The following is a 20260-nucleotide window of genomic DNA, read 5'->3' as shown; positions in this document are numbered from 1 at the left end:
TGAAAGCGGCCTCACCAGAGAGCCGCCACCAAATATGTTTATTAAATTTCATTATTAACGCCAATATGGCGGGAACGGGCAGCCAGCTGCTCAAATTCAGACGGCGGCATGCCATAGTGTTTTTTAAAGCATTTACTGAAATAATTCGGGTCATTATAGCCCACTTTACCGGCGATTTCAGACAGTCTCACATTTCCTCCAGCAAGCAGTTCCTTGGCCTGCTTCATACGAGTATAGGTAATGAAATCAAGTACAGAGATTCCACCTTCTTTTCGAAAAACCTTCCGTAAATAGCTGGTATCTACATAAACGCCATTCGCCACCTGGTCAACTGTCAGCTCACAATCGGAATAATGCTCCCGGATGTACTCTTTGGCGGCAATGAATAAATTGTACGACTTAGAGGGGCGGTGCTCACGACCTTGATCAATGACTTTACTGTACAAGCCTTTTATCCAGCTTTCAGTCTCATCCCAGTTATCCATCTCCCGTAGCCGCTGCTCCGGTGAACCTGCTGGTTTCCAGAGACTTTCCGGATTGATCCCTCTTTCTCCAGCATAGGCAAGGCAAAGGGATACTATACTCATTAATAGAGTAAAGGAATAGCTGCCTCCCCCTCTCTGGCGTCGTAGAATCTCAATTAATTTGCTTATGTCCTTCGCCGCTGCATCGCCATCCCCCATCTTTAACGCCATCAGCATGGCATCCTGAATTCCAAGATGAGTGATTTCTTTGGATGGAAAGGAGAACTCCTCTATCCCTTCAGAGGAATTCTGCTCGTCCATTTGGAGTGGAAAGAGCTTATTGGAAGCCGTTCCTTCTGCAATTATTTCCGGCTTCCCAGCTTTGCGTGCACCTATTTTATGTGACTGAAGGCGCTGCTTCACCTTGATCATCATCTCGTTAAACTCTTGCTGGTTAAACGGTTTCAATAAATAATCTTGTACACCTAAGCGAATCGCTTTTTGTGCATAATCAAATTCATTGTGCCCTGTTACAAAAACAATAAGCATATCAGGAGCATTGGCCTGTAACCGGGTAACCAGCTCCATACCGTCCATATAGGGCATACTAATGTCCACTAAAGCCAAATCTGGTTTCGTCCGTTCCGCTTCTTCCAGCGCTTCTCTGCCATTTGACGCTTCACCACAGACACTGAAATCATATTTACTCCAATCCAGCTTGGTCCGCATATAATAACGAAACAGCAGCTCGTCATCTACAACCATCACTTTATACATCTACGCTGCCCCCCTGCGCTTCCGTACCGGGAATCGTCATTTTCATAACAGTACCTTTTCCCAGTTTACTTTCTACCGATAGGCCATATGGTTCTCCAAAATACAGCTTAATCCGTTCATGAACGCTGTAAATGCCAATGGATGCCGGTTTTCCTTCTCGTGAGCGGTATTCTACAATCCGCGACACCTGCTCCCCGGACATGCCAACACCGTTATCCTCCACGGTAATGATAACTTCTCTTCCGTGTGTATAAGCCTCTATTGAGATTAGCCCCTGACTGCCCTTTGTTTTTAATCCATGGTAGATTGCATTCTCGATGAGCGGCTGCAGGGACAATTTGGGTACCTTGACTCCTTCGAGAAATTTCGGGATATTAATCTCGTAACGTAATACGTCGGGGTTGCGAACCTGCATAATAGCCAAATAATCAGCTGCATTTGATACTTCCTCGGACAGTGGAATAACCTCGTTCCCTTTGCTAAGAACAACCCGATAGAAATCTGCCAGTGCCTTGGTCGTATCCCGAGCTGCTTCATTAAGCTCCAAATCGTTGAGTACATAAATCGTATCCAGTGTGTTGTACAGAAAATGGGGTTTAATCTGGGCATGGATCAGAGCTAGTTCATATTCACGTTTCCGGACTTGTTCGTTTGTAATCGTCCGCATCAGCTCCTGAATACGACCAACCATGGAATTGAATACGGTGGAGATTAGCCCAGTCTCATCCTCTGTAGTCACTGGTGAGGTGACATTCAGATCGCCTTCCCTTACTTTACGCATCGCCTTCGTCACTTGAAGAAGCGGATTTACGATAATCTGTGACAGCTTTCCTGCAAGCAGCAGAGACAGTAACAGGCATCCTATTCCCACGAATATAGTTAACGTTATATTACGGTGAATATCCGCAGTTAACTTCTGCAGCGAAATCGTATTCACAAGCTTCCAATTCAGCTTATCATAATACGTCACAGTGACCAGCTCTCGCCCGCTCCCCTTGCCGATAATTTCCGAGACAGAGCTTCCCGTCTTCCTAAGACTGCCGTTCAGTCTGTCCTCAGGCTTCAGTAGAAGCTTTGATTTATCAGGGGTGGACACGGTCCTTTGCGTTCCGTCTACTATAAAATATTTCTTGTCCGAAGAGGTTTCTCTAGCGGTTTCCAGAAAAGCAGAGAGAGCATCTTCTTTTACGTTCACAAATAATGTACCTATTAGGTTGCCCGTTTTAAGATTGTACACGACTTTACTCAGTGTGAGCACCGGAACTGCCGGATCACTAACCAGATAATCTCTCTGCTCCATGGGAAGCCAACGGTTAACTCCGTAGCTGCCTTTTTCTTTAGCCTTCTCCAGCATATCGCTGGTGAATACCTTCTGCTCGTTAGGATTACCGTAGGCGTAAGAGGAATATATCTGCCCTTCCGTATCCACAAATACAGCAGAGTCGACATCCGGAAAAATAATCAGATCGATAGAAAGCTGGCTCTGCATTAAATTGCGAAACCGCGTCTGCTCCACTGTCGAGGATAACAACGAACGTTCAGCATACATCCGATGGATGTCGGTAGTTATAATGTTGGCACTACTCTCCGTATTTTTTACAATCGTATCTATTTGCTGCATGATGAGCTTGGATTCATCTTTAAAATTGTACTTAGCCTTTTCGATCATCGAACGGCTGAACATCTGCCCTGAGAGCAAGCCTAAAGCAAGCAATGGAAAAATGATCAACGGTATAAAAATAAGGATTATTTTATTACGAATCTGCAATCTTCCAAACCACTTCACTAAGGAATCCCCCCGCATAACAGCCGCCTCCTGTGTGTTCTAGCGGTAATTCATTATGTGCTTCATATCCGTAAATCTCAAGGAGAAAGTATAAATACATATACAACTAGGGCGAGTGTGAGCAGGATAAAAACATTCTCTACAGCTCCACCTTTTTTCGTGCCTGTACTCATTAGCTTTAGACGCAGCTTAAATGGAATGGGCGGCAGGGGCGTAATTCCCCTTTGGGTGAGAGAGTCGGCCAATAGATGAAGCGCATAAGACATGCCGCCTGCTATCCATAGACTACCACCATCCTGTATACCCGATGAAGCAAAATACAATAAAGTGCTCCAGCCTGCAACAGCATATAAGGTATGAGTCAATCCACGATGCGGGACAAGTGATGTAACTACGAGTATACAAGCTACTATGTAGTTCCAAGGATCATACGCCCCTCCGTATGCAAATACCGCAGTAGCGATTAGTACCATCACCAGATGCCGCAGCTTTCTTCCCGGCAGGAAAGTTACACTCCCCACAAGTAGGGCCAGTACAATATTCCAAGGGCTTTCAACGATTCCTGCAAAATAAAGATAAATCGCTGCTCCTATCAAAGCAACCTGTAGTATCCTGAGCAGAAAGTCAGGAATCGCCTTGCGTACCAGTAACGAATTCGGTTCATCAATGTCTGGCAGGAGCGAGCTTAATGCGGCGACGGCAATAACCGGGATTGTAATCTCATGGGCCATCAAACTCATAACAGATAGGGTAACCCCGGTGCTGATAATTAAATGGGATCTGCCCATCATAGTGAAACCGCTCCTTTCTAAGATGCAAAAACAAGAACAAATGTGCGGTTATCGAAGTATATCAAGACCCGGTTTTTTTGTCTACATAAAACGCTGAAATCGCTTAGTATATAAGCCTTTACGCGATTTCTATCTTGTCCTCTCCATGAATATACGATACAATTTGGACAACTTGACCTTGTCGTCTACATAGAGGCGACAGCTGCTGAAGAAAGGATGACCTAAGTAGTGAAGCGTTCCCGTATAGCCGATTTTAGCCTGCTATTAGTGGCGATGATGTGGGGATGTACCTTTCTGATTGTACAAAATGCTGTCAAGGTGCTGCCACCACTCGCGTTTAATAGCATCCGCTTTATGGGCGCTGCCCTGTTGCTGGCTCTAATCACAGTTATTTTTTACCGCAAGGATTGGAAACAGCTAAGTTTCCGCATGGTACGCGATTCTCTGCTGCTTGGCCTTTTTTTGTTTTTGGGCTATGGCTTTCAGACTATGGGACTTCTATATACAACAACCTCTAATACCGGCTTTATTACCGGGCTATCAGTTGTCCTAGTTCCCTTTCTGTCTCTAGCCCTATTGAAGCATGCGATTTCACGATACACTTGGTTCAGTGCAGCACTCGCCGCAATCGGGCTTTATCTGTTGACGTTCACGGGCTCTGCATTATCCTTGAATAAAGGCGATGCCTTGATTCTTCTATGTGCCATAGCTTTTGCGTTACAGGTAGCCTATACTGGCGTTTATGCACCTCATTATCCGGCGTTGCCGCTAGCTACTCTGCAGCTTGCTTTCGTTGGGCTGTTCAGTATTGCTGCCTCGCTTATTTTTGAAGGGGCAACACCGCTCGCCCACAGCGGGGAGCTGATTAAGGACCCAGATGTGCTTTGGGCTCTGCTGATCTCCATTGGGCCAACCAGCGCTTTTGCCTTCTGGATTCAAACCGCCTGTCAGAAATATACTACCCCATCGCGGGTAGCCATTATTTATGCCACAGAACCGGTATTTGCCGTTCTGACGGGTTTAGCCTTTGGCGGGGAAACACTCGGGTTGTCCGCTCTGCTCGGTTGTGGTTGTATTCTGGGGGCTATGCTTATGGCAGAGCTGAGCCCGGAACCGGGTCAGAATCAACATAAGAAGAGTTATTTTTCCAAATTACATTTATTTAGAAAGAGATAAGGAGAGAGACAAATGTACAAATTGATCGCGATTGATATTGATGACACTCTGATTAATGATGACAAGGAAGTAACACCCGCTACCCAAACTGCGCTTGAAGAGGCAGTTGCCGCAGGTGTTGTTGTAACCCTTGCTACAGGCCGTGCTTACGCTTCCGCTCAAGCCATTGCCCGTCAAACTGGACTAAACGTACCTATCATTACTTACCAGGGTGCACTCGTTAAGAACTTGCTCGATGAAAAAGTACTGTATGAGCGTTACGTCCCGCAAGATGCAGTCCGCAAGCTGTTCACTTACTGCGTGGAGCATAATCTGCATCTGCAAACTTACATTGACGACAAGCTATATGCCCGTGAAGACAACCAAAAGATCAAAGACTATACGGACTTGAATAAAACGCAATATTTTATTGAGCCTGACTGGGAAAAGCTTGTCCCGCAAAAAACACCAAAAATGCTAATTATCGATGATCCTGATTTCTTGGATGAACTGGCTCCAATCCTGCATGAATTGCTTGGTGATTCCGTGCATATTACCAAATCCAAACCACACTTTCTGGAAATCATGCATCATGAAGGAACCAAGGGCATTGCACTTGAATTCCTAGCCAAACATTACGGCTGTGATCTTTCCGAGACCATCGCTGTAGGCGATTCTTGGAACGACCATGAGATGCTGGAAGCTGCCGGACTTGGCGTCGCTATGGAGAATGCTATTCCTGCTCTGAAAGAAATCGCTGATTTTGTGACCCTAAGCAATAATGACGATGGCGTGAAATATGCGATTGATAAATTCATTCTTAATAAAGTGAACTAAACTTCCTTAAGCAAAAGGGTGCAGCAACGCCATATTTCATGACGTTGCTGCACCCCTTTTTATTCCAAAACTCAAACTCCTGTAGAAGCTAATTCCACTTTCTCGGGTCCCATTCCACTCTCTTCTTCCTGCTCTAGCTGAGAATAGTACAAATCATTATATCTTCCTTCGGCAGCAAGCAGTACCTCATGCGTTCCACTCTCTACAATTTCACCATTCTCCATCACGAGAATGATATCAGCGTTCTGAATCGTAGATAAACGGTGCGCGATAACGAGTGTAGTTTTATCTCCCATTAGTTTACGAATAGCCTGCTGCACCAGTTTTTCTGATTCATTGTCAAGTGCAGCAGTAGCTTCATCCAACAGCAGAATAGGAGCGTTTCTCAGAATTGCTCTTGCAATGGATAGCCGCTGACGTTGTCCCCCGGACAGTCGTGAGCCTTCCTCACCAATATCAGTATCCAGTCCCTCAGGCAATTCCATTACAAAATCATAGGCATTCGCTTTTCGCAAAGCTTCCAGAATTTCTTGCTCATCCGCCTCTGGATTTCCATTCCGGATATTATCACGAATGCTTCCCGTATAAAGACCTGCCTCTTGCGGCACATAGGAAAAATAACTTCTAAGCTTAGCCGGACTCATCTCGTTGATCCGCTGCCCATTGATTATTACTTCGCCTTCATCGGGTTCATACAATCCCAGCAATAGTTTAAAAAGCGTAGATTTACCTCCACCACTCGGTCCCACAACCGCCATCTGTGTTCCCTTTTGAAGCTCTAAGCTAATCTTGTTTATACTTTGTCTCTCTGCTCCCGGATACGAGAAAGAGATCGACGACATAACCATACTCTCAAATTCTGGTTGCTTAGTCTCCACTTCTGGAAGGGTCTCAACCTCCACCGGGCTATCCAACACCTCAAAGATCCGTCCCGCCGCCCCAAGTGATTGCTGCATCGAATTGATCAGTCCCGGCAATGACGAGAACGGCATCACTAAATAATTCATGAGCTGGATGAAAGCAATCATCGCACCGACCTCAAGTGATCCTTTTGCCACAAAATAACCAGCCACGACCAGCGCCAGAAGAAACGTAAAGTTTCCCAAAAAAGAGGAGAATGAGCCAGTAGCTCCCTCAATTCTTCCCCGCTTTAATTCTTCAGAAGTAATATTCTCACTATGCTCCTGATACTGCTTCATTAGTCTGCGTTCAATGCTAAAGGATTTAAACACCATACTACTGCCTAGAATGTCATGTAAAAAGGAAGTAATCTTGCTCATATTAGTCTGAATCTTCACACTGTTCTCACGCATCGCTGAACCGAAGATTTTTCCCGTAAGGAACATCAAAGGCCCCATTGCAAAACAGATCAATGCCAGTAACCAGTTAATATAGAGCAAATAACCAAAAGCCGCGAGGGCTAGTAAAGGGTTACGGATTAGATCAATCATTACCTCGCCTGCAGCATTACCAACAGATTGATTATCATTAGTAAAGCGGGACAATAAATCCCCGGAATGATTACGGTCAAAATAAGACTGAGGAAGAGCTAAAGCATGCCGCATCATATCCAACCGCAGCTCATTTCTGATCTTGGCAGAGATTTTATTTTTGAAATATCGATCGATGAAACCGTTAATTGCACTCACTAATAAGTAGATTAATCCGAAAATAACCAGCCCTTTAAAAGCTTTCACATCGAGTCTAACCGCAGCATCCGTAATTACTGAGAGCAGCCAAGCAATCGTTAAATCCAGAACAATCCCAAATAAAGTCGTAAATAATAAAATCGTATATAAGAGCTTGTGCCTTAACATATATGTACTTAATCTTGAAAATACGCCTTTCTGCTTCAAAGAACCAGCCCTCTCACTTAAAATTCTATACCTCTAACCTTAGCGAACACCTTATTATCATGCCGTTCCCCGTCATACCCAATACTCGCACTGCGCAGGATCCCCTCCAGTGTAAAACCCGCACGTTCGGCTACTGCGGCACTTTTGGTGTTTCGTGCACTACAAAAGATTTCGAGACGATTCGCCCCTAGTTCCCGTATGGCAAAATTGGTGATTCCATTTACGGCTTCTGTCATATATCCTTTGCCTGCACAGGCGCTCCGGATCCAATAACCAATCTCAAAATTGCGGAGTTCCCAGTTTAGATGATGCAGGCTAATGCAGCCGATAAAACCCTCCGTATCCCTTCTAAAAATACGCATATGTAGCTTATACCTTTTTAGAAACTCCAGTCTGCCTTCTCTAGTAACTTTCTCTGATTCTTCTAATGTGGGTATTACTTGAGCAAAAGCCATCCAAGGTCTCAATTCATCTATACTTTCACGGATAGCCTCATTCATGCTAACTCCATCTCCCCATAAAGGGGCACGAATGAGCAGCCTCTCTGTTTCAAAACTCTCGGGAAAATCAAGCAGGATTGGATCCTTGGAGTCAGCCACTTCGTACTCCTCCTCTGGCGATGATAATTATTCTAAATATGTAAAAATAATACGATATGCTTTTTGATTATATAGTATATATCGGGATCTGAATACTGAATGCAATAGAAATCACAAAAGGAACATCAACAGGCTGAAGTTGCCCGAATGATGTCCCTTTTTGATTTAGTGAATATCTCAACTAAAGCGGACCACTCCATTTATTGGCTTGAAGAGTTAATTAAACAGATTCAACAAGGCGGAATATAACAGGTTTAAATAAGATCAAGAAAACTCCCTTCCAGCAAATGAAGGGAGTTTTCTTTTTACCTAAATTTCATCTGAAGATCCTAAGGGTATTCTCATCCCCGTCTCGGCCAGCGTAACATTTTCCGGTAAAATATATGATTTTCTCATATCCACATCATGCGACATATGGGTATAGATTGCCTTTTGAGGCTTCACAGTTTGCAGCAGCTCCGCAGCTTCCGTCATATCATATACAGAACGAGTGGATAACTCCGCTGCTTCGTAATAAAAGCTTGTACCTAAGACCAGCAAGTCAGCTCCATGCATCAGGCGTGTCTCTTCAGCTCCTAGAGAAATGGAATCTGGACAATACACCCATACATAGCCCTCCTTCTCCAGACGAAAAGCATACGAGTATCCATTTTTGCCATGGTTAACTTTCCAGGTATCTATTGTCCAGCCGTCTAGCTCTATGCCTTCATCACAAGGAATCATCTCGATCTGATTGCGCAGCCATGGATATTGCCGCTCAATAATCGGAATCACTTCTGCTGGGGCATAGAGCTGGCCTTTATATCCCATCCAGCGGCAGGCATCCGCCCATTCCGGCAGCCCACCAATATGGTCAAAATGAGCGTGCGTCACCAGCAGTCTGCGCATATTTCGTACTCCCTGCGCTTCCATCTGACGCCGCCAGTCAGGCCCACAATCGATCACTAAAAAGTCACTGCCATTATCTATAAGTACAGAAGAGCGCAGGCGAATATTTTCCCCCTGTTCCCTTGCCTCTGTACAGGTCTCACAGCTGCAATATACCCGAGGAACCCCCATGGCATCCCCTGTACCCAAAAACACCAACGTATCCATCTGTTATCTCTCCTTCAGGTTCTCTTCAACGAAGTAATAAATCTAAATTACCCTCTCTCTATCTTAAAGAGACCCACCAAAAAAAGCCATCCCCACCACAGAAGAACTGCTGGGATGACTCTTTTGTTATACCTCTACCTTATATTCCGGCAAGTACCTGATACCAAATTCCACGCTTGGAATAAAGTGAGCTTCGCACCTCATCCCAGCCTCCTAAATAGTTAATATCAAAGAGGCCCGCCGGATCAGGGTAATCGCTTTTGTGCTCAGCATAGACTTGTTTATCCACGGGACGAAAGCCATATTTTGCAAAGATCTCTTGTGCCTGTGGGGTTATCAAAAAATCAACCAGTGCTTCTGATGCTATGCGTGTCCCATGCTCATCCGCATATTTCTCTACAACAGCCGCCGGATTCTCAATCAGAATTGTATTTTTAGGAATAATAACTTCGTATTTGACTCCCTGGGCAATCCGCGCCAGCAGTTCGTTCTCATAGGTGACAATTACATCCCCCACTCCATACTCGAAGGCTGCCATAGAAGCGCGGCCACTTTTATCCAGAGACTCTACATTGGCATGGATACTTTCCAAAAAAGCTTTGGCTGCTGCTGGATCCTTTGCGCCCTCCTGCTCCTCTGACAGCTTCAGACCAGCCCCATAGATCGCGTTGATATCCCATTGCGCACCACCAGAGGTCTTCGGGTTGGGATATAACACTTTAATCCCCGGCTTGGCTAAGTCCGAAAAATCGCGAATGCCTTTGGGATTTCCCTCGCGGGTACCAAGAGCAACTACTGAACGTGTCACCATACCTTGTTCACCCTGCTCTTTCCATGTCGGCGTTACGAGTCCAGCCTTAACTAGCTTCTCGACATCACCTTCCATGGCTAGCAGCGTCACATCCGCTTCAAATCCACCTACAATCGCTCGCGCCTGTGTCCCTGAAGCCTCATAAGACTCCTGAAAACTAATATCCTGACCCGTATCCGCTTTCCACTTCGCAGCAAATAACGGCAAAATATCCTGCATTGCATCCTTAGCCACACTGTATGCGCCAATTACCAGCGTAACATCCCCTTGCTTCGAAGGCTCTGCCATCGTCGTAACTGCCTTCTCATTCCCGCAACCGACTGCTGTCAGTGTGAGTATAGCCAGCATTAGGGCAGCAAAACATCCGTGCAGTTGTCTGCTCCTTTTGACATTCATTGCGGCCCACATCCTTCGAGGTAATGATTTTTAATATTTCCTTGAAAGTAGCTCTATGGCTGAAACTTAAAATTCAAGTAACCAACGTTTGGTCTTTGCCGTAATTACGTGGAATGTTTGGACTTTCGGCCGCTGTTGTTCCCAGATTTATTGATTTTATATTCTCAGCGGATTAAATCCGGAAACAAAGGCGGTCACTCCGCTCCTACAGTTCCAAACTTCCACTTCATTACTTCTTACCTTCACATCAGTTCCTCTAATCCTAGCTCATCACATTCGCTACTATCAAAAAAAATTGAAAATCATTTTATTTATTTTTAAATAAAAATCGGCATTGGATCTTCTTTCAGGTTGTTCTCCTGGATCCAGCTGCGCTCATCATTAAATAAATAAGCCCGATGTACCAGTACTGAAATTTCCTGACCCGGCTGCAAGGTTTCTTTCTCCAACGAACGGTAGGTGACCAGCTTGTGGCCATTTACTTCAACCTCAACGAGCCATTCGCTTCCGCGGAAATGCAGATGTTTCACAACACCTTTTTCCGTGGCAGAAGCCATCTTGAACTCATGCAGGTTACCCACTTCAATATATTCAGGACGAATCAGTGCTTTGGTAGGCTTGCCGTCCCCCGCACCTGTAAAGCCTTTAACCTCAGAAGCGTTCTCAATCAGCGTAGATTCACCGATAAATGTTGCCACGAACGGTGTTTTAGGCTCCTTGTAAATATCCCACGGGGTACCCTTTTGTTCCAAGCGTCCTTGATTAATAATCATGATTTCATCCGCTACTTCAATCGCTTCATCTTGGTCATGGGTTACGAAAATAGAGGTGATACCTACACGTTCAATCAGTTCACGCAGCCAAGCGCGCAGCTCCTGGCGGATCTTCGCATCAATAGCGGCAAAAGGTTCATCTAAAAGCAGCAGCTGTGGTTCAGGCGCAAGCGCACGTGCAAAAGCCACACGCTGACGTTGTCCCCCTGATAGCTGATGCGGATAACGTTTCTCGAACCCTTTTAACCCTGTAAGCTCCACAAGTTCCATAACACGATCGCGGATGGCTGTTTTGTTAGCCTTTTTAACCTTTAGACCAAAAGCGATATTATCAAATACAGTCATATGTTTGAAGAGTGCATAGTTCTGGAAGACGAAGCCGATCCCACGTTCTTGAGGAGGAAGATTGTTCACCGTTTGACCATGAAAAATAATCTCTCCGGTATCCGGTGACTCCAGTCCCGCCAGCATACGTAGAATTGAGGTTTTCCCGCCTCCACTTGGGCCGAGCAATCCAATCAGGTGACCTTTTGTAATGGTGAAATTGACGTCCTTGACCGCATGAAAATCTCCAAAATGCTTGTTTAACCCCCGCACTTCTACATGCATATTACTGCACTTCCTTTCTTCTCTTGGTCCATTCCATCAACAGCAGCAGACCTGCGGAAAATGCAGCCAGAACTAGCGCTATTCCTCCAGCAGCCGTTACATTAAAATTCTCAACATCCTGATAGACTAAAGTTGTCGCCGTCTGGGTTTTATTCATAATGTTCCCCGAGACCACGAGCACCGCACCGAACTCTCCAAGTGAACGTGCCACCGTAAGAATGACACCATACACAACCGCCCAACGAATCGAAGGCCAAGTTACCTTCCAAAAAATAGTCCAGCTACGAGCGCCCAATGTCGAAGCCGCTTCCTCCTGCTGTGAACCAATCTCCTGAAGCACCGGCATCACCTCGCGCACCATTAAAGGAAAGGTAACAAATAAAGTGGCAATGATCATTCCGGGAATCGCATAAACGATCTTTAGTCCAATCCCCTCAAAAATCGCCCCCAAGGTACTATCGGGACCCAGCAACAGGACAATCATCAATCCTCCGATTACAGGGGATACTGCGTAAGGCAAATCTACAATACTGTTCAATAATCCTTTTAGACGCTTGCCGATCCAGTTCGCCCGAACAAGATACAGAGCCATCATAATACCGAACAATGTATTTAATAACGTAACTACTATCACAACAAGCCCAGTCATCATTAGCGCATGCAGCGCTTCGGGCCTAGTCAGTGCATTCCAGAATCCACCAAATCCTTCACTAAAAGCACCCATAGCCATTTTTCCTAATGGAGCAGCAATCAGCAAAAAAAACACTAAATAAGTAAGAGCAATCCATAGTTTTCTCATGAGCGTCTCCCCCGCATCTGCAGCATATTAATCAGCCAAAGAATGAGAAAGGATAAGGTCAAGAGAATAACAGAAACCGCAGCGGCGGAGACCGGATTATCACTTTCAACTTCACCAAAAATAAAAACAGAAGATACAAGCGTACGGCCCGGAATATTACCTGCGACGAGTACCACTGCACCAAATTCCGCAAGCGCTCTTGAAAATGCGAGCATCCCACCACTGATCATCCCAGGCGCCATAGATGGAAGAATAACTTGCCAGAATACCCTTGCCCCCTTGGCACCCATTGTATATGCTGCTTCCTCTTCGGATGGATCCAACTCCTCCAGCAAGGGCTGAACCGCTCGAATCACGAATGGAAACGTCACGAACACCATAGCAATTACGATAGCCGGTTGATGAAAAACAATTTCAAATCCAAGTGCCTCAGCTGCTTTGCCGATAAGGCTACCTGGTCCAAGCAGCAGTAGAATCATCAAACCTCCGACTGCTGTTGGCAGTGCAAAAGGTAAATCGACCAGACTGTTTAGCAGCGCTTTACCAGCAAATTGATAACGAATAAGGACCCAAGCAATCATAGTTCCTAACAAGACATTAATTAAAGTAGCGATAATCGCCAGCTTTAAGGTTAACAGCACCGACTTCCAAGCAATTGGGTCGCTGACGCTTTCCACAAAATTGCCAAAACCAAGAGAAAAAGAGTTGTAATAGACCCCGAGTATGGGCAACACGATCAATACTACAAAATAAAGCAAAATTGTAGTTCGGAAACCCCAAGTCCAGCCTTTGTGTCTAAGCAGCGAATTCAATGATTTTTGCCCTCCCACCTCCGGATAACCGGTCGGTATACTAACCAAAATCCTCATTAATTATTCCTATTTATATACTTGGTTTTATATTATTACTACTTTACCAAATCCTTCTCACCGCCGTCAATTACTTTCAAGTGAATTTGGGTTAAAATATATGTATCAAAGGTACACTAAAAAATGGCACCTCACAGGAAGGGGAATGATTATGTTGCATACTCTGGAGATCACTACTACAAAGCGGGATGAATTGCGTGATATTACTCGGGAAGTCATTTCTTATGTAAAAAAAAGTGGAATTCAAGACGGATTAATTGTAGTTTATTGTCCTCACACCACTGCTGGTATTGCTATTAATGAAAATGCGGATCCTGATGTGAAGCATGATGTTCTGATGCGTCTGGATGAGGTCTACCCTTGGGAGCATCCGAAGTATCGGCATGCGGAAGGCAATACTGCCTCTCATCTTAAATCTATTACTACCGGGCCTTCCCAGACCCTGATCATCCACGAAGGTGAATTAATTCTCGGTCGTTGGCAAGGTATTTATTTCTGTGAGTTCGATGGACCTAGACGCCGGCAATGTTTCTTAAAAATAGTAGAGGGATAATAAACATACAAATGGCCGCTTCCGTTATCGCTACGGAGCGGCCATTTAGACTATAACTAGAGTCTAGTAATACTTTCATCAAGCAGAGAAGCAGTGTTATACCAATGCACAGCTTTAAAGTGAAGATCTATAAAAAAAACAGCATGTTAAAGGCTGCGACATAAAACCTTTATATGAGCTAACGCTGCCTCTTTCACATCGTCAAACGATACTTTATCCTGGATATAATAAGAAATAAATCCGTGTGCAGACAAGAACATTGTTAACGGCACATTCTGCCAGTCCTCAGACACATATCCCTCTTCCTTCATATGACGGCGTACAATACTTGAGAATAAATCAAAACATCGTCCCTGTTCTGCTCTACAATAAGCTAGCAATTCCTCATCGCGAATCATGAACATAATTTCATATTGATAGGGATGATCTATTCCAAATCTAATAAATTCCATAATCAGCTGTTCTACCCTTGTCATTCCTTCTTCAGGTGGTTTATTCATTACTTGGCTGAGTAAAGCAGCCACATGATTAAAATCCTCTACAACAATAGCGTAGAACAACTCCGCCTTTTCCTTGAAATGATAATAGAGAGAGCCGTGGCTATATCCCAAATGCTGACCAATACTTCGCATTGAAATTGCCCGATACCCTTTGGTTATAAATAGATGCCTAGCGGCCTCTAGAATCCTTTCCCTCGACAACTCCTGCTCCACTGCTCTCCTTGCCATATACTAATCCCCTTCGCTGTAGTAAATCCGCCGCCCTTCTGTTATCAGGGCTTGCCCTTGGGTTAGATCTGTTATCCATGCCATAAAAGTCTCACCCTCATCATTTCGCGGCAAACATAACAACGTTACTTTGTCGGTGAACAAAGTCTCGCCAGTCTGAATCCCTCTTCCTCGAAGTTCGTTCTCAACCTTGCCCAGCCAAGTGTACTCGATCTCTACGAATACCTCTCGTCTCAGTACACGGGTGATTACTTCTCCTGCTTCAAGCGCAAGCACTGCTCCATCCGTATAAGCTCTAATCAGCCCACCGGCACCCAGCATAATGCCTCCGAAATAACGGGTAACTACGATTGCGACATTTTTAACTCCCTGATTGCGGATTACTTCCAAAATCGGTTTGCCGGCTGTACCACTCGGCTCCCCGTCGTCCGATTGCCTCTGGATTTCGTCTCTCTCCCCAATCACATAAGCAGAACAGTTATGCGTTGCGTTCCAATGTTTCTTCTTGATGTCCTCGATAAACAACAAAGCTTCTTCTTCATTCTCCACTGGCATAACATGACCAATGAAGCGGGATTTGCGGATCACAACTTCCTTTGAGCCGGAAGAGCGGACCGTTCGATAGTGTTCTAACATAATTATTCCAGTCCTTATTTACATATGATGTCTTCATATAATGTCAGGAGCAGTCCCGGTATTGGATTACCTATGGACTGCTCCTGGTGACTTACATTAGTATGAATGTTCTGTGATAACTAGCTATTGTAAAACCTACTGCAATACTATTCAGTAAGTCTTGCTTCCAGCTCTGCTTTTTCTTTTTCGTAACCTGGTTTGCCAAGCAATGCGAACATGTTTTTCTTGTATGCTTCTACGCCTGGTTGGTCAAATGGGTTAACACCGAGCAAGTATCCGCTGATACCGCAGGCTTTTTCAAAGAAGTACACCAAATATCCAAAGGTGTATGGTGTTTGATCAGGAATAGTAACGATAAGGTTAGGTACTTGACCATCTGTATGTGCAAGCATTGTACCTTGGAAAGCTTTCTTATTCACAAAATCCATAGTCTTTCCTGTTAAGAAGTTCAAGCCGTCCAGATCATCCGGATCATTCTCAATCGTAACATGATGAGCTACTTGATCTACTTGGATAACCGTTTCAAAAATGTTGCGGTTACCTTCTTGGATAAATTGACCCATGGAGTGTAGATCTGTGGAGAAATCAACGGAAGAAGGATAAATTCCTTTGAAGTCCTTACCTTCACTTTCGCCAAACAATTGTTTCCACCACTCAGATACAAAGTGTAAGGAAGGCTCATAGTTGACGAGGATTTCAGTTGTTTTACCTTTACGGTATAGAGCGTTACGAACTGCAGCATATTGATAAGCTTGGTTAGTAGCTACATCTGGATTGTTGAACTCATCCGCAGCGGCAGCAGCACCTTGCATCATTTCTTCAATGTTAATGCCAGCTACAGCAATCGGCAGCAAGCCTACAGGTGTCAATACGGAGTAACGTCCGCCTACATCGTCTGGAATGATGAAGGATTCATAACCTTCTTCAGTTGCCAATTTCTTAAGGGCACCTTTTTCCTTGTCTGTAGTAGCGTAAATGCGTTTACGAGCTTCTTCCTTGCCGTATTTCTTCTCCAGCGCAGCGCGGAAAATGCGGAAAGCAATTGCTGGCTCAGTAGTAGTTCCTGATTTGGAGATTACGTTCACGGAGAAGTCTTTGCCTTCTACTAGATCAAGCAGATGCGTGATGTATGTAGAGCTAATGTTATTACCAGCGAAATAAACTTCTGGAGTTTTGCGTTTATCTTTAGAAAGGTTATTGTAGAAAGAATGCGATAGCGCCTCAATAGCTGCGCGTGCTCCCAGATAAGAACCTCCGATACCAATTACAATCAGCACCTCGGAATCGCTTTGGATCTTCTTAGCAGCTTGTTGAATGCGAGCAAATTCTTCCTTATCGTAAGCTGTCGGCAGATCGATCCATCCAAGGTAGTCAGAACCTACACCAGTCTTGTTATGCAACTGTTCGTGTGCTAGCTTAACTGGGGCGGCAAGGTTGTCGATTTCTTGTTGGTTAAAAAACGAAAGAGCTTTTGTGTAGTCAAAATTAATCTTCTTAGACATCGGTAATGGTAACCTCCTGTTTATCTCTTTAAATTTAAAACCGTTTGTTACAACTTTATAATTAGGATACTTTAATTTGCCTTGACTGGCAAGGTCTTAGGGCACATAGAGGGCATTAGAACCAAGTTTCCCAAAGTTCCCTGGAAGCGTTTCCTGTATCAAAAGACATAGGTGCGCTGTGGTGCTGGACTAAGTGCCGTGATAGAATAAAGAAAACGGAAGGTGGCTATATAAATGAAACAAATCGGTTTTATCGGACTCGGAACAATGGGTGCGCCTATGGCCTCCAATTTACTACGTGGCGGCTTTCAGGTTACGGTATACAACCGTACGGCAGCCAAATGTAAACCTCTTGAAGCAGAAGGTGCCCAGACTGCTCTCACGCCCCGCGAAGCGGCTGAGGGTAAGGATGTTATTATTACCATGATCAGCAATGATGATTCGGTTCGTGAAGTGTTTTATGGTCAAGATGGTATTCTTGATGCTGTGAAGCCCGGTGGACTAATTATTGATTCCAGCACAATTTCACCGGGACTGGTTCGCGAAATTGCCGCCGCTGTAGAAGCTCGTGGTGGACATTTCCTAGACGCTCCAGTAACTGGAAGCAAACCAGCAGCGATTGAAGGAACCTTAGTGTTCATGGTCGGCGGTAGTGCTGAGGTCATAGAACAACATCGTGATATCTTTGATACTTTGGGTAAGAAGCTGCTACATATGGGCGAAAACGGCAGCGGTGCTGTAGCCAAGCTGGCTCACAATGCTATGGTCGGCATTCATAATGTTGCCCTAGCCGAAGGGTTCGCCATTGCCGTTAAATCAGGTGTACCAGCAGACAAGTTCTTGGAACTGGTACAACTTGGTTCAGCGGGCAGCAAACAAGCTGAGCTTAAAGGACGTAAAATCATAGAAGATGATTTCAGCAATCAATTCTCCCTCGCTCTAATGCTTAAGGATTTGAAGCTTGCCTCTGCCCACAGCGATTCAACAGGCGTTCCTTCTCCTATGCTGGGCTTGGCTAAAAGCATGTTCCAAGCTGGATTCACCCAAGGTTATGGTGAAGAAGATCTCTCTGCTGTAGTGAAATGTTACGAAGAGTGGATCGGCCAAAAGATGGGTGCAAATGTATCCGATAAATAAATTAAAGAACTCAATACCTACTTCATAAGAACATTTACGACCGCCCCGCACATGATATTGCGATGCGGTCTTTTCTTTATGGAGAATTCCATTGTTAAACCAAATATACGAACGTTTGTTTGTATATTTATAATACCAAATTAACAGTTGTAGTGCAAGAAAATATTGGTTGCTGTAGAGTTACTCGGGACGTTGTGGCAGTGTTGACGAGATAGTTACTAAGAAGATCGCGAAGTACTGGTTAGTCGCAAAAAGTTACTGAATTAGTGGTGAAATGCTGGTTAGTTACTGGTTAGGCTAGTTAGTCGCTGGTGGAGTTGCTGGATAGTTGCAGAAAAGTTACTCAAGGAGTGATGAGTTGTTGGATTGTTGCAGTAAAGTTGCTCAAGGAGTGATGAGTTGTTGGATTGTTGCAGAAAAGTTACTCAAGGAGTGCTAAATAGTTGGATAGTTACTGGATAGTTACTGGAGTGCTACTGGAGAAGTTGCTGGTTAGTTGCAAAATGGTTACCAAGATGATTGCTTGATAAATACGGTATACCCCGCATTATTTGGAACCTCTCCCTCGCTCCAAACTTCGAGTTTCCTTTAACTAGGTAACCTCTGCGGTACACAGCTATCTCTATCGGACTCAGCTGACCTTATTCGCAGTATAATCTCACATTTGGCATGCTATCGGACTCCCTAGTCACTATTGGCATAAAAAGCGCCAATTATGAGGCTATTTCCATGGAATAGTTGCACTGGTGTCCGAAAACTTGCTCAAAAGACTATAAATTTGCTAATAGCGTCATCTGGGTCCTTAAGCGGTAGGATTGGGGTTGACCCGGTACTAAATTGGTGATGATCCAGCGTTAACGTCATCTGGGTCCGTACGCAGTGGGTTGGTGCGGACCCGGCGCCTAAAGTTGGTGATGACACTGCGCCATCGGACTCAGCTGACCTTATTCGCAGTGTAATCTCACATTTGGTATGCTATCGGACTCCATAGTCGCTATTGGCATAAAAAGCGCCAATTATGGGCCTATTTCCATGGAATAGTTGCACTGGTGTCCGAAAACTTGCTCAAAAGACTATAAATTTGCTAATAGCGCCATCTGGGTCCTTAGCGGTAGGATTGGTGTCGACCCGGTGCTACATTGGTGTTGATCTAGTGTTAACGTCATCTGGGTCCGTACGCGGTGGGTTGGTGCTAACCGGGTGCCTAAAGTTGGTGATGACACAGCGCTATCGGACTCAGCTGACCTTATTCGCAGTATAATCTCACATTTGGCATGCTATCGGACTCCATAGTCGTTATTGGCATAAAAAATGCCAATTATGAGGCTGTTTCTATGGAATAGCTGCACTGGAGTCCGAAACCCTATTCAAAAGGCTATAAATTTGCTAATAGCGTCATCTGGGTCCTTAAGTGGTAGGAATGGTGCTGACCCAGTGTTAAATTAGTGTTGCTCCAGCGCTAACGTCGTCTGCGTCCGTACGCGGCGGGGATGGTTATGACTGGGTACTAATTTGGTGATGATCCGATATCCACCCTAACGTCATCTGCGTCCTTAAGCTCCAAAAGAGAATGATGAATACATAATTGAACATCAAGCAATCACCAGCCACAACAAAAAGCAGCGATCCTCCAATAACGGGAGAACCGCTGCTTTGCTGACTTCTACGATTTTTAAAGTGTATCCGGGTCGTCTCACTCAATGAAAAAAGCTACTTATAGGACAACCCTTAGAAAAGTCTGTTTTCTATAGAACCGGGTAAGAACAGCAATAATCAGTTACTTCAAATACTTCCAACGCAAATTTAGAGTTGCCAGGAACATTGAACGTTGACGCTCCCTTAATCTCCTGCCATACCTCAGTGCCGGGAAGCAGCACTTTAAGATCGCCGGACAGAATCTCCATAATTTCAGGACCCTCTGTACCAAATTCATACACACCCGGCAACATGATGCCCAGTGTCACCTTAGATCCATCTTGCAAAATTACCGTACGGCTGGTTACTTGTCCGCCATAATATACATTGGCTGCTTTTTCGATCGTTGCGTTGTTAAACTGACTCATTACTTGTTCTCCCCCTAATGATTA

The 20260-nt window shown here is 44.7% G+C and carries 18 protein-coding genes; 4 read left to right on the top strand and 14 right to left on the bottom strand.

What is annotated here, in order from left to right:
• Positions 1-41 precede the first annotated feature (41 nt).
• From NSS82_RS07205 to NSS82_RS07195, 3 genes are read right to left on the bottom strand one after another with little or no spacing between them, the layout of a single operon-like run.
• A complete protein-coding gene (locus NSS82_RS07205; protein WP_076272040.1) occupies positions 42-1241 on the bottom strand; it encodes a response regulator transcription factor in 1200 nt (399 codons plus the stop codon).
• Complete coding sequence (locus NSS82_RS07200) at positions 1234-3045, bottom strand: cache domain-containing sensor histidine kinase (protein WP_076272041.1); 1812 nt, start codon at positions 3043-3045, stop codon at positions 1234-1236. The genes NSS82_RS07205 and NSS82_RS07200 overlap by 8 nt, the downstream gene beginning before the upstream one ends.
• Positions 3046-3104: 59 nt before the next feature.
• Positions 3105-3818, bottom strand: a complete 714-nt coding sequence (locus NSS82_RS07195; RefSeq protein ID WP_038569151.1) for a metal-dependent hydrolase — start codon at positions 3816-3818, stop codon at positions 3105-3107.
• 228 nt (positions 3819-4046) lie between these two features.
• Between NSS82_RS07195 and NSS82_RS07190 the strand changes: the two genes are divergently transcribed.
• Both NSS82_RS07190 and NSS82_RS07185 read left to right on the top strand, forming a co-directional pair.
• Positions 4047-4994, top strand: coding sequence for a DMT family transporter (locus tag NSS82_RS07190; protein ID WP_076104833.1), 948 nt, complete (start codon positions 4047-4049; stop codon positions 4992-4994).
• A gap of 12 nt (positions 4995-5006) precedes the next feature.
• A complete protein-coding gene (locus NSS82_RS07185; RefSeq protein ID WP_036681768.1) occupies positions 5007-5810 on the top strand; it encodes a Cof-type HAD-IIB family hydrolase in 804 nt (267 codons plus the stop codon).
• A 71-nt stretch (positions 5811-5881) separates the two neighbouring features.
• On the opposite strand, the gene NSS82_RS07180 is transcribed toward NSS82_RS07185, so the two are convergent.
• The 7 genes from NSS82_RS07180 to cysT all read right to left on the bottom strand — a co-directional run bounded on the left by NSS82_RS07180 (position 5882) and on the right by cysT (position 13560).
• Positions 5882-7627, bottom strand: a complete 1746-nt coding sequence (locus NSS82_RS07180; RefSeq protein ID WP_341109722.1) for an ABC transporter ATP-binding protein — start codon at positions 7625-7627, stop codon at positions 5882-5884.
• A 56-nt stretch (positions 7628-7683) separates the two neighbouring features.
• Positions 7684-8265 (bottom strand): GNAT family N-acetyltransferase, encoded by a 582-nt coding sequence (locus tag NSS82_RS07175; RefSeq protein WP_076272043.1) that lies wholly within the window; start codon positions 8263-8265, stop codon positions 7684-7686.
• Between the two features lie 309 nt (positions 8266-8574).
• Complete coding sequence (locus NSS82_RS07170) at positions 8575-9360, bottom strand: MBL fold metallo-hydrolase (protein WP_076272044.1); 786 nt, start codon at positions 9358-9360, stop codon at positions 8575-8577.
• A 139-nt stretch (positions 9361-9499) separates the two neighbouring features.
• The gene (locus NSS82_RS07165; protein WP_076272045.1) at positions 9500-10567 is read right to left on the bottom strand and encodes a sulfate ABC transporter substrate-binding protein; all 1068 of its coding nucleotides are present in this window, start codon (positions 10565-10567) and stop codon (positions 9500-9502) included.
• Positions 10568-10884: 317 nt separating this feature from the next.
• Positions 10885-11949, bottom strand: coding sequence for a sulfate/molybdate ABC transporter ATP-binding protein (locus tag NSS82_RS07160; RefSeq protein ID WP_076104838.1), 1065 nt, complete (start codon positions 11947-11949; stop codon positions 10885-10887).
• Between the two features lies 1 nt (position 11950).
• Positions 11951-12748 (bottom strand): sulfate ABC transporter permease subunit, encoded by a 798-nt coding sequence (locus NSS82_RS07155; RefSeq protein ID WP_036681745.1) that lies wholly within the window; start codon positions 12746-12748, stop codon positions 11951-11953.
• The gene (cysT, locus tag NSS82_RS07150) at positions 12745-13560 is read right to left on the bottom strand and encodes a sulfate ABC transporter permease subunit CysT (protein WP_038569140.1); all 816 of its coding nucleotides are present in this window, start codon (positions 13558-13560) and stop codon (positions 12745-12747) included. The genes NSS82_RS07155 and cysT overlap by 4 nt, the downstream gene beginning before the upstream one ends.
• Positions 13561-13768: 208 nt before the next feature.
• On the opposite strand from cysT, the gene NSS82_RS07145 reads away from it, so the two are divergent.
• Positions 13769-14170 carry a secondary thiamine-phosphate synthase enzyme YjbQ gene (locus NSS82_RS07145; RefSeq protein ID WP_036681742.1) on the top strand — a complete coding sequence of 134 codons (402 nt, stop codon included), beginning with the start codon at positions 13769-13771 and terminating at the stop codon, positions 14168-14170.
• A 146-nt stretch (positions 14171-14316) separates the two neighbouring features.
• Here NSS82_RS07145 and NSS82_RS07140 read toward each other — a convergent pair whose 3' ends face one another.
• The 3 genes from NSS82_RS07140 to NSS82_RS07130 form a co-directional block, all read right to left on the bottom strand.
• The gene (locus NSS82_RS07140) at positions 14317-14898 is read right to left on the bottom strand and encodes a TetR/AcrR family transcriptional regulator (RefSeq protein WP_036681739.1); all 582 of its coding nucleotides are present in this window, start codon (positions 14896-14898) and stop codon (positions 14317-14319) included.
• A 3-nt stretch (positions 14899-14901) separates the two neighbouring features.
• Entirely contained in the window at positions 14902-15534 is a 633-nt protein-coding gene (locus NSS82_RS07135; RefSeq protein WP_076104841.1) for a YigZ family protein, read from the bottom strand.
• Positions 15535-15680: 146 nt separating this feature from the next.
• Complete coding sequence (locus tag NSS82_RS07130) at positions 15681-17036, bottom strand: glucose-6-phosphate isomerase (protein ID WP_036681734.1); 1356 nt, start codon at positions 17034-17036, stop codon at positions 15681-15683.
• A 234-nt stretch (positions 17037-17270) separates the two neighbouring features.
• Between NSS82_RS07130 and NSS82_RS07125 the strand changes: the two genes are divergently transcribed.
• On the top strand, positions 17271-18173 hold the full coding sequence (locus NSS82_RS07125; RefSeq protein WP_076099037.1) for an NAD(P)-dependent oxidoreductase: 903 nt from the start codon (positions 17271-17273) through the stop codon (positions 18171-18173).
• A 1745-nt stretch (positions 18174-19918) separates the two neighbouring features.
• On the opposite strand, the gene ppnP is transcribed toward NSS82_RS07125, so the two are convergent.
• A complete protein-coding gene (gene ppnP, locus NSS82_RS07120; RefSeq protein ID WP_076272046.1) occupies positions 19919-20236 on the bottom strand; it encodes a pyrimidine/purine nucleoside phosphorylase in 318 nt (105 codons plus the stop codon).
• Between the last annotated feature and the right edge of the window lie 24 nt (positions 20237-20260).

It is taken from the genome of Paenibacillus sp. FSL H7-0735 (genome assembly GCF_038008505.1).
In the GTDB taxonomy this organism is placed as follows: domain Bacteria; phylum Bacillota; class Bacilli; order Paenibacillales; family Paenibacillaceae; genus Paenibacillus_AQ; species Paenibacillus_AQ odorifer.
Note: the sequence above shows the minus strand (reverse complement) of the source record. Positions and strands in the feature narration are given on the sequence as shown.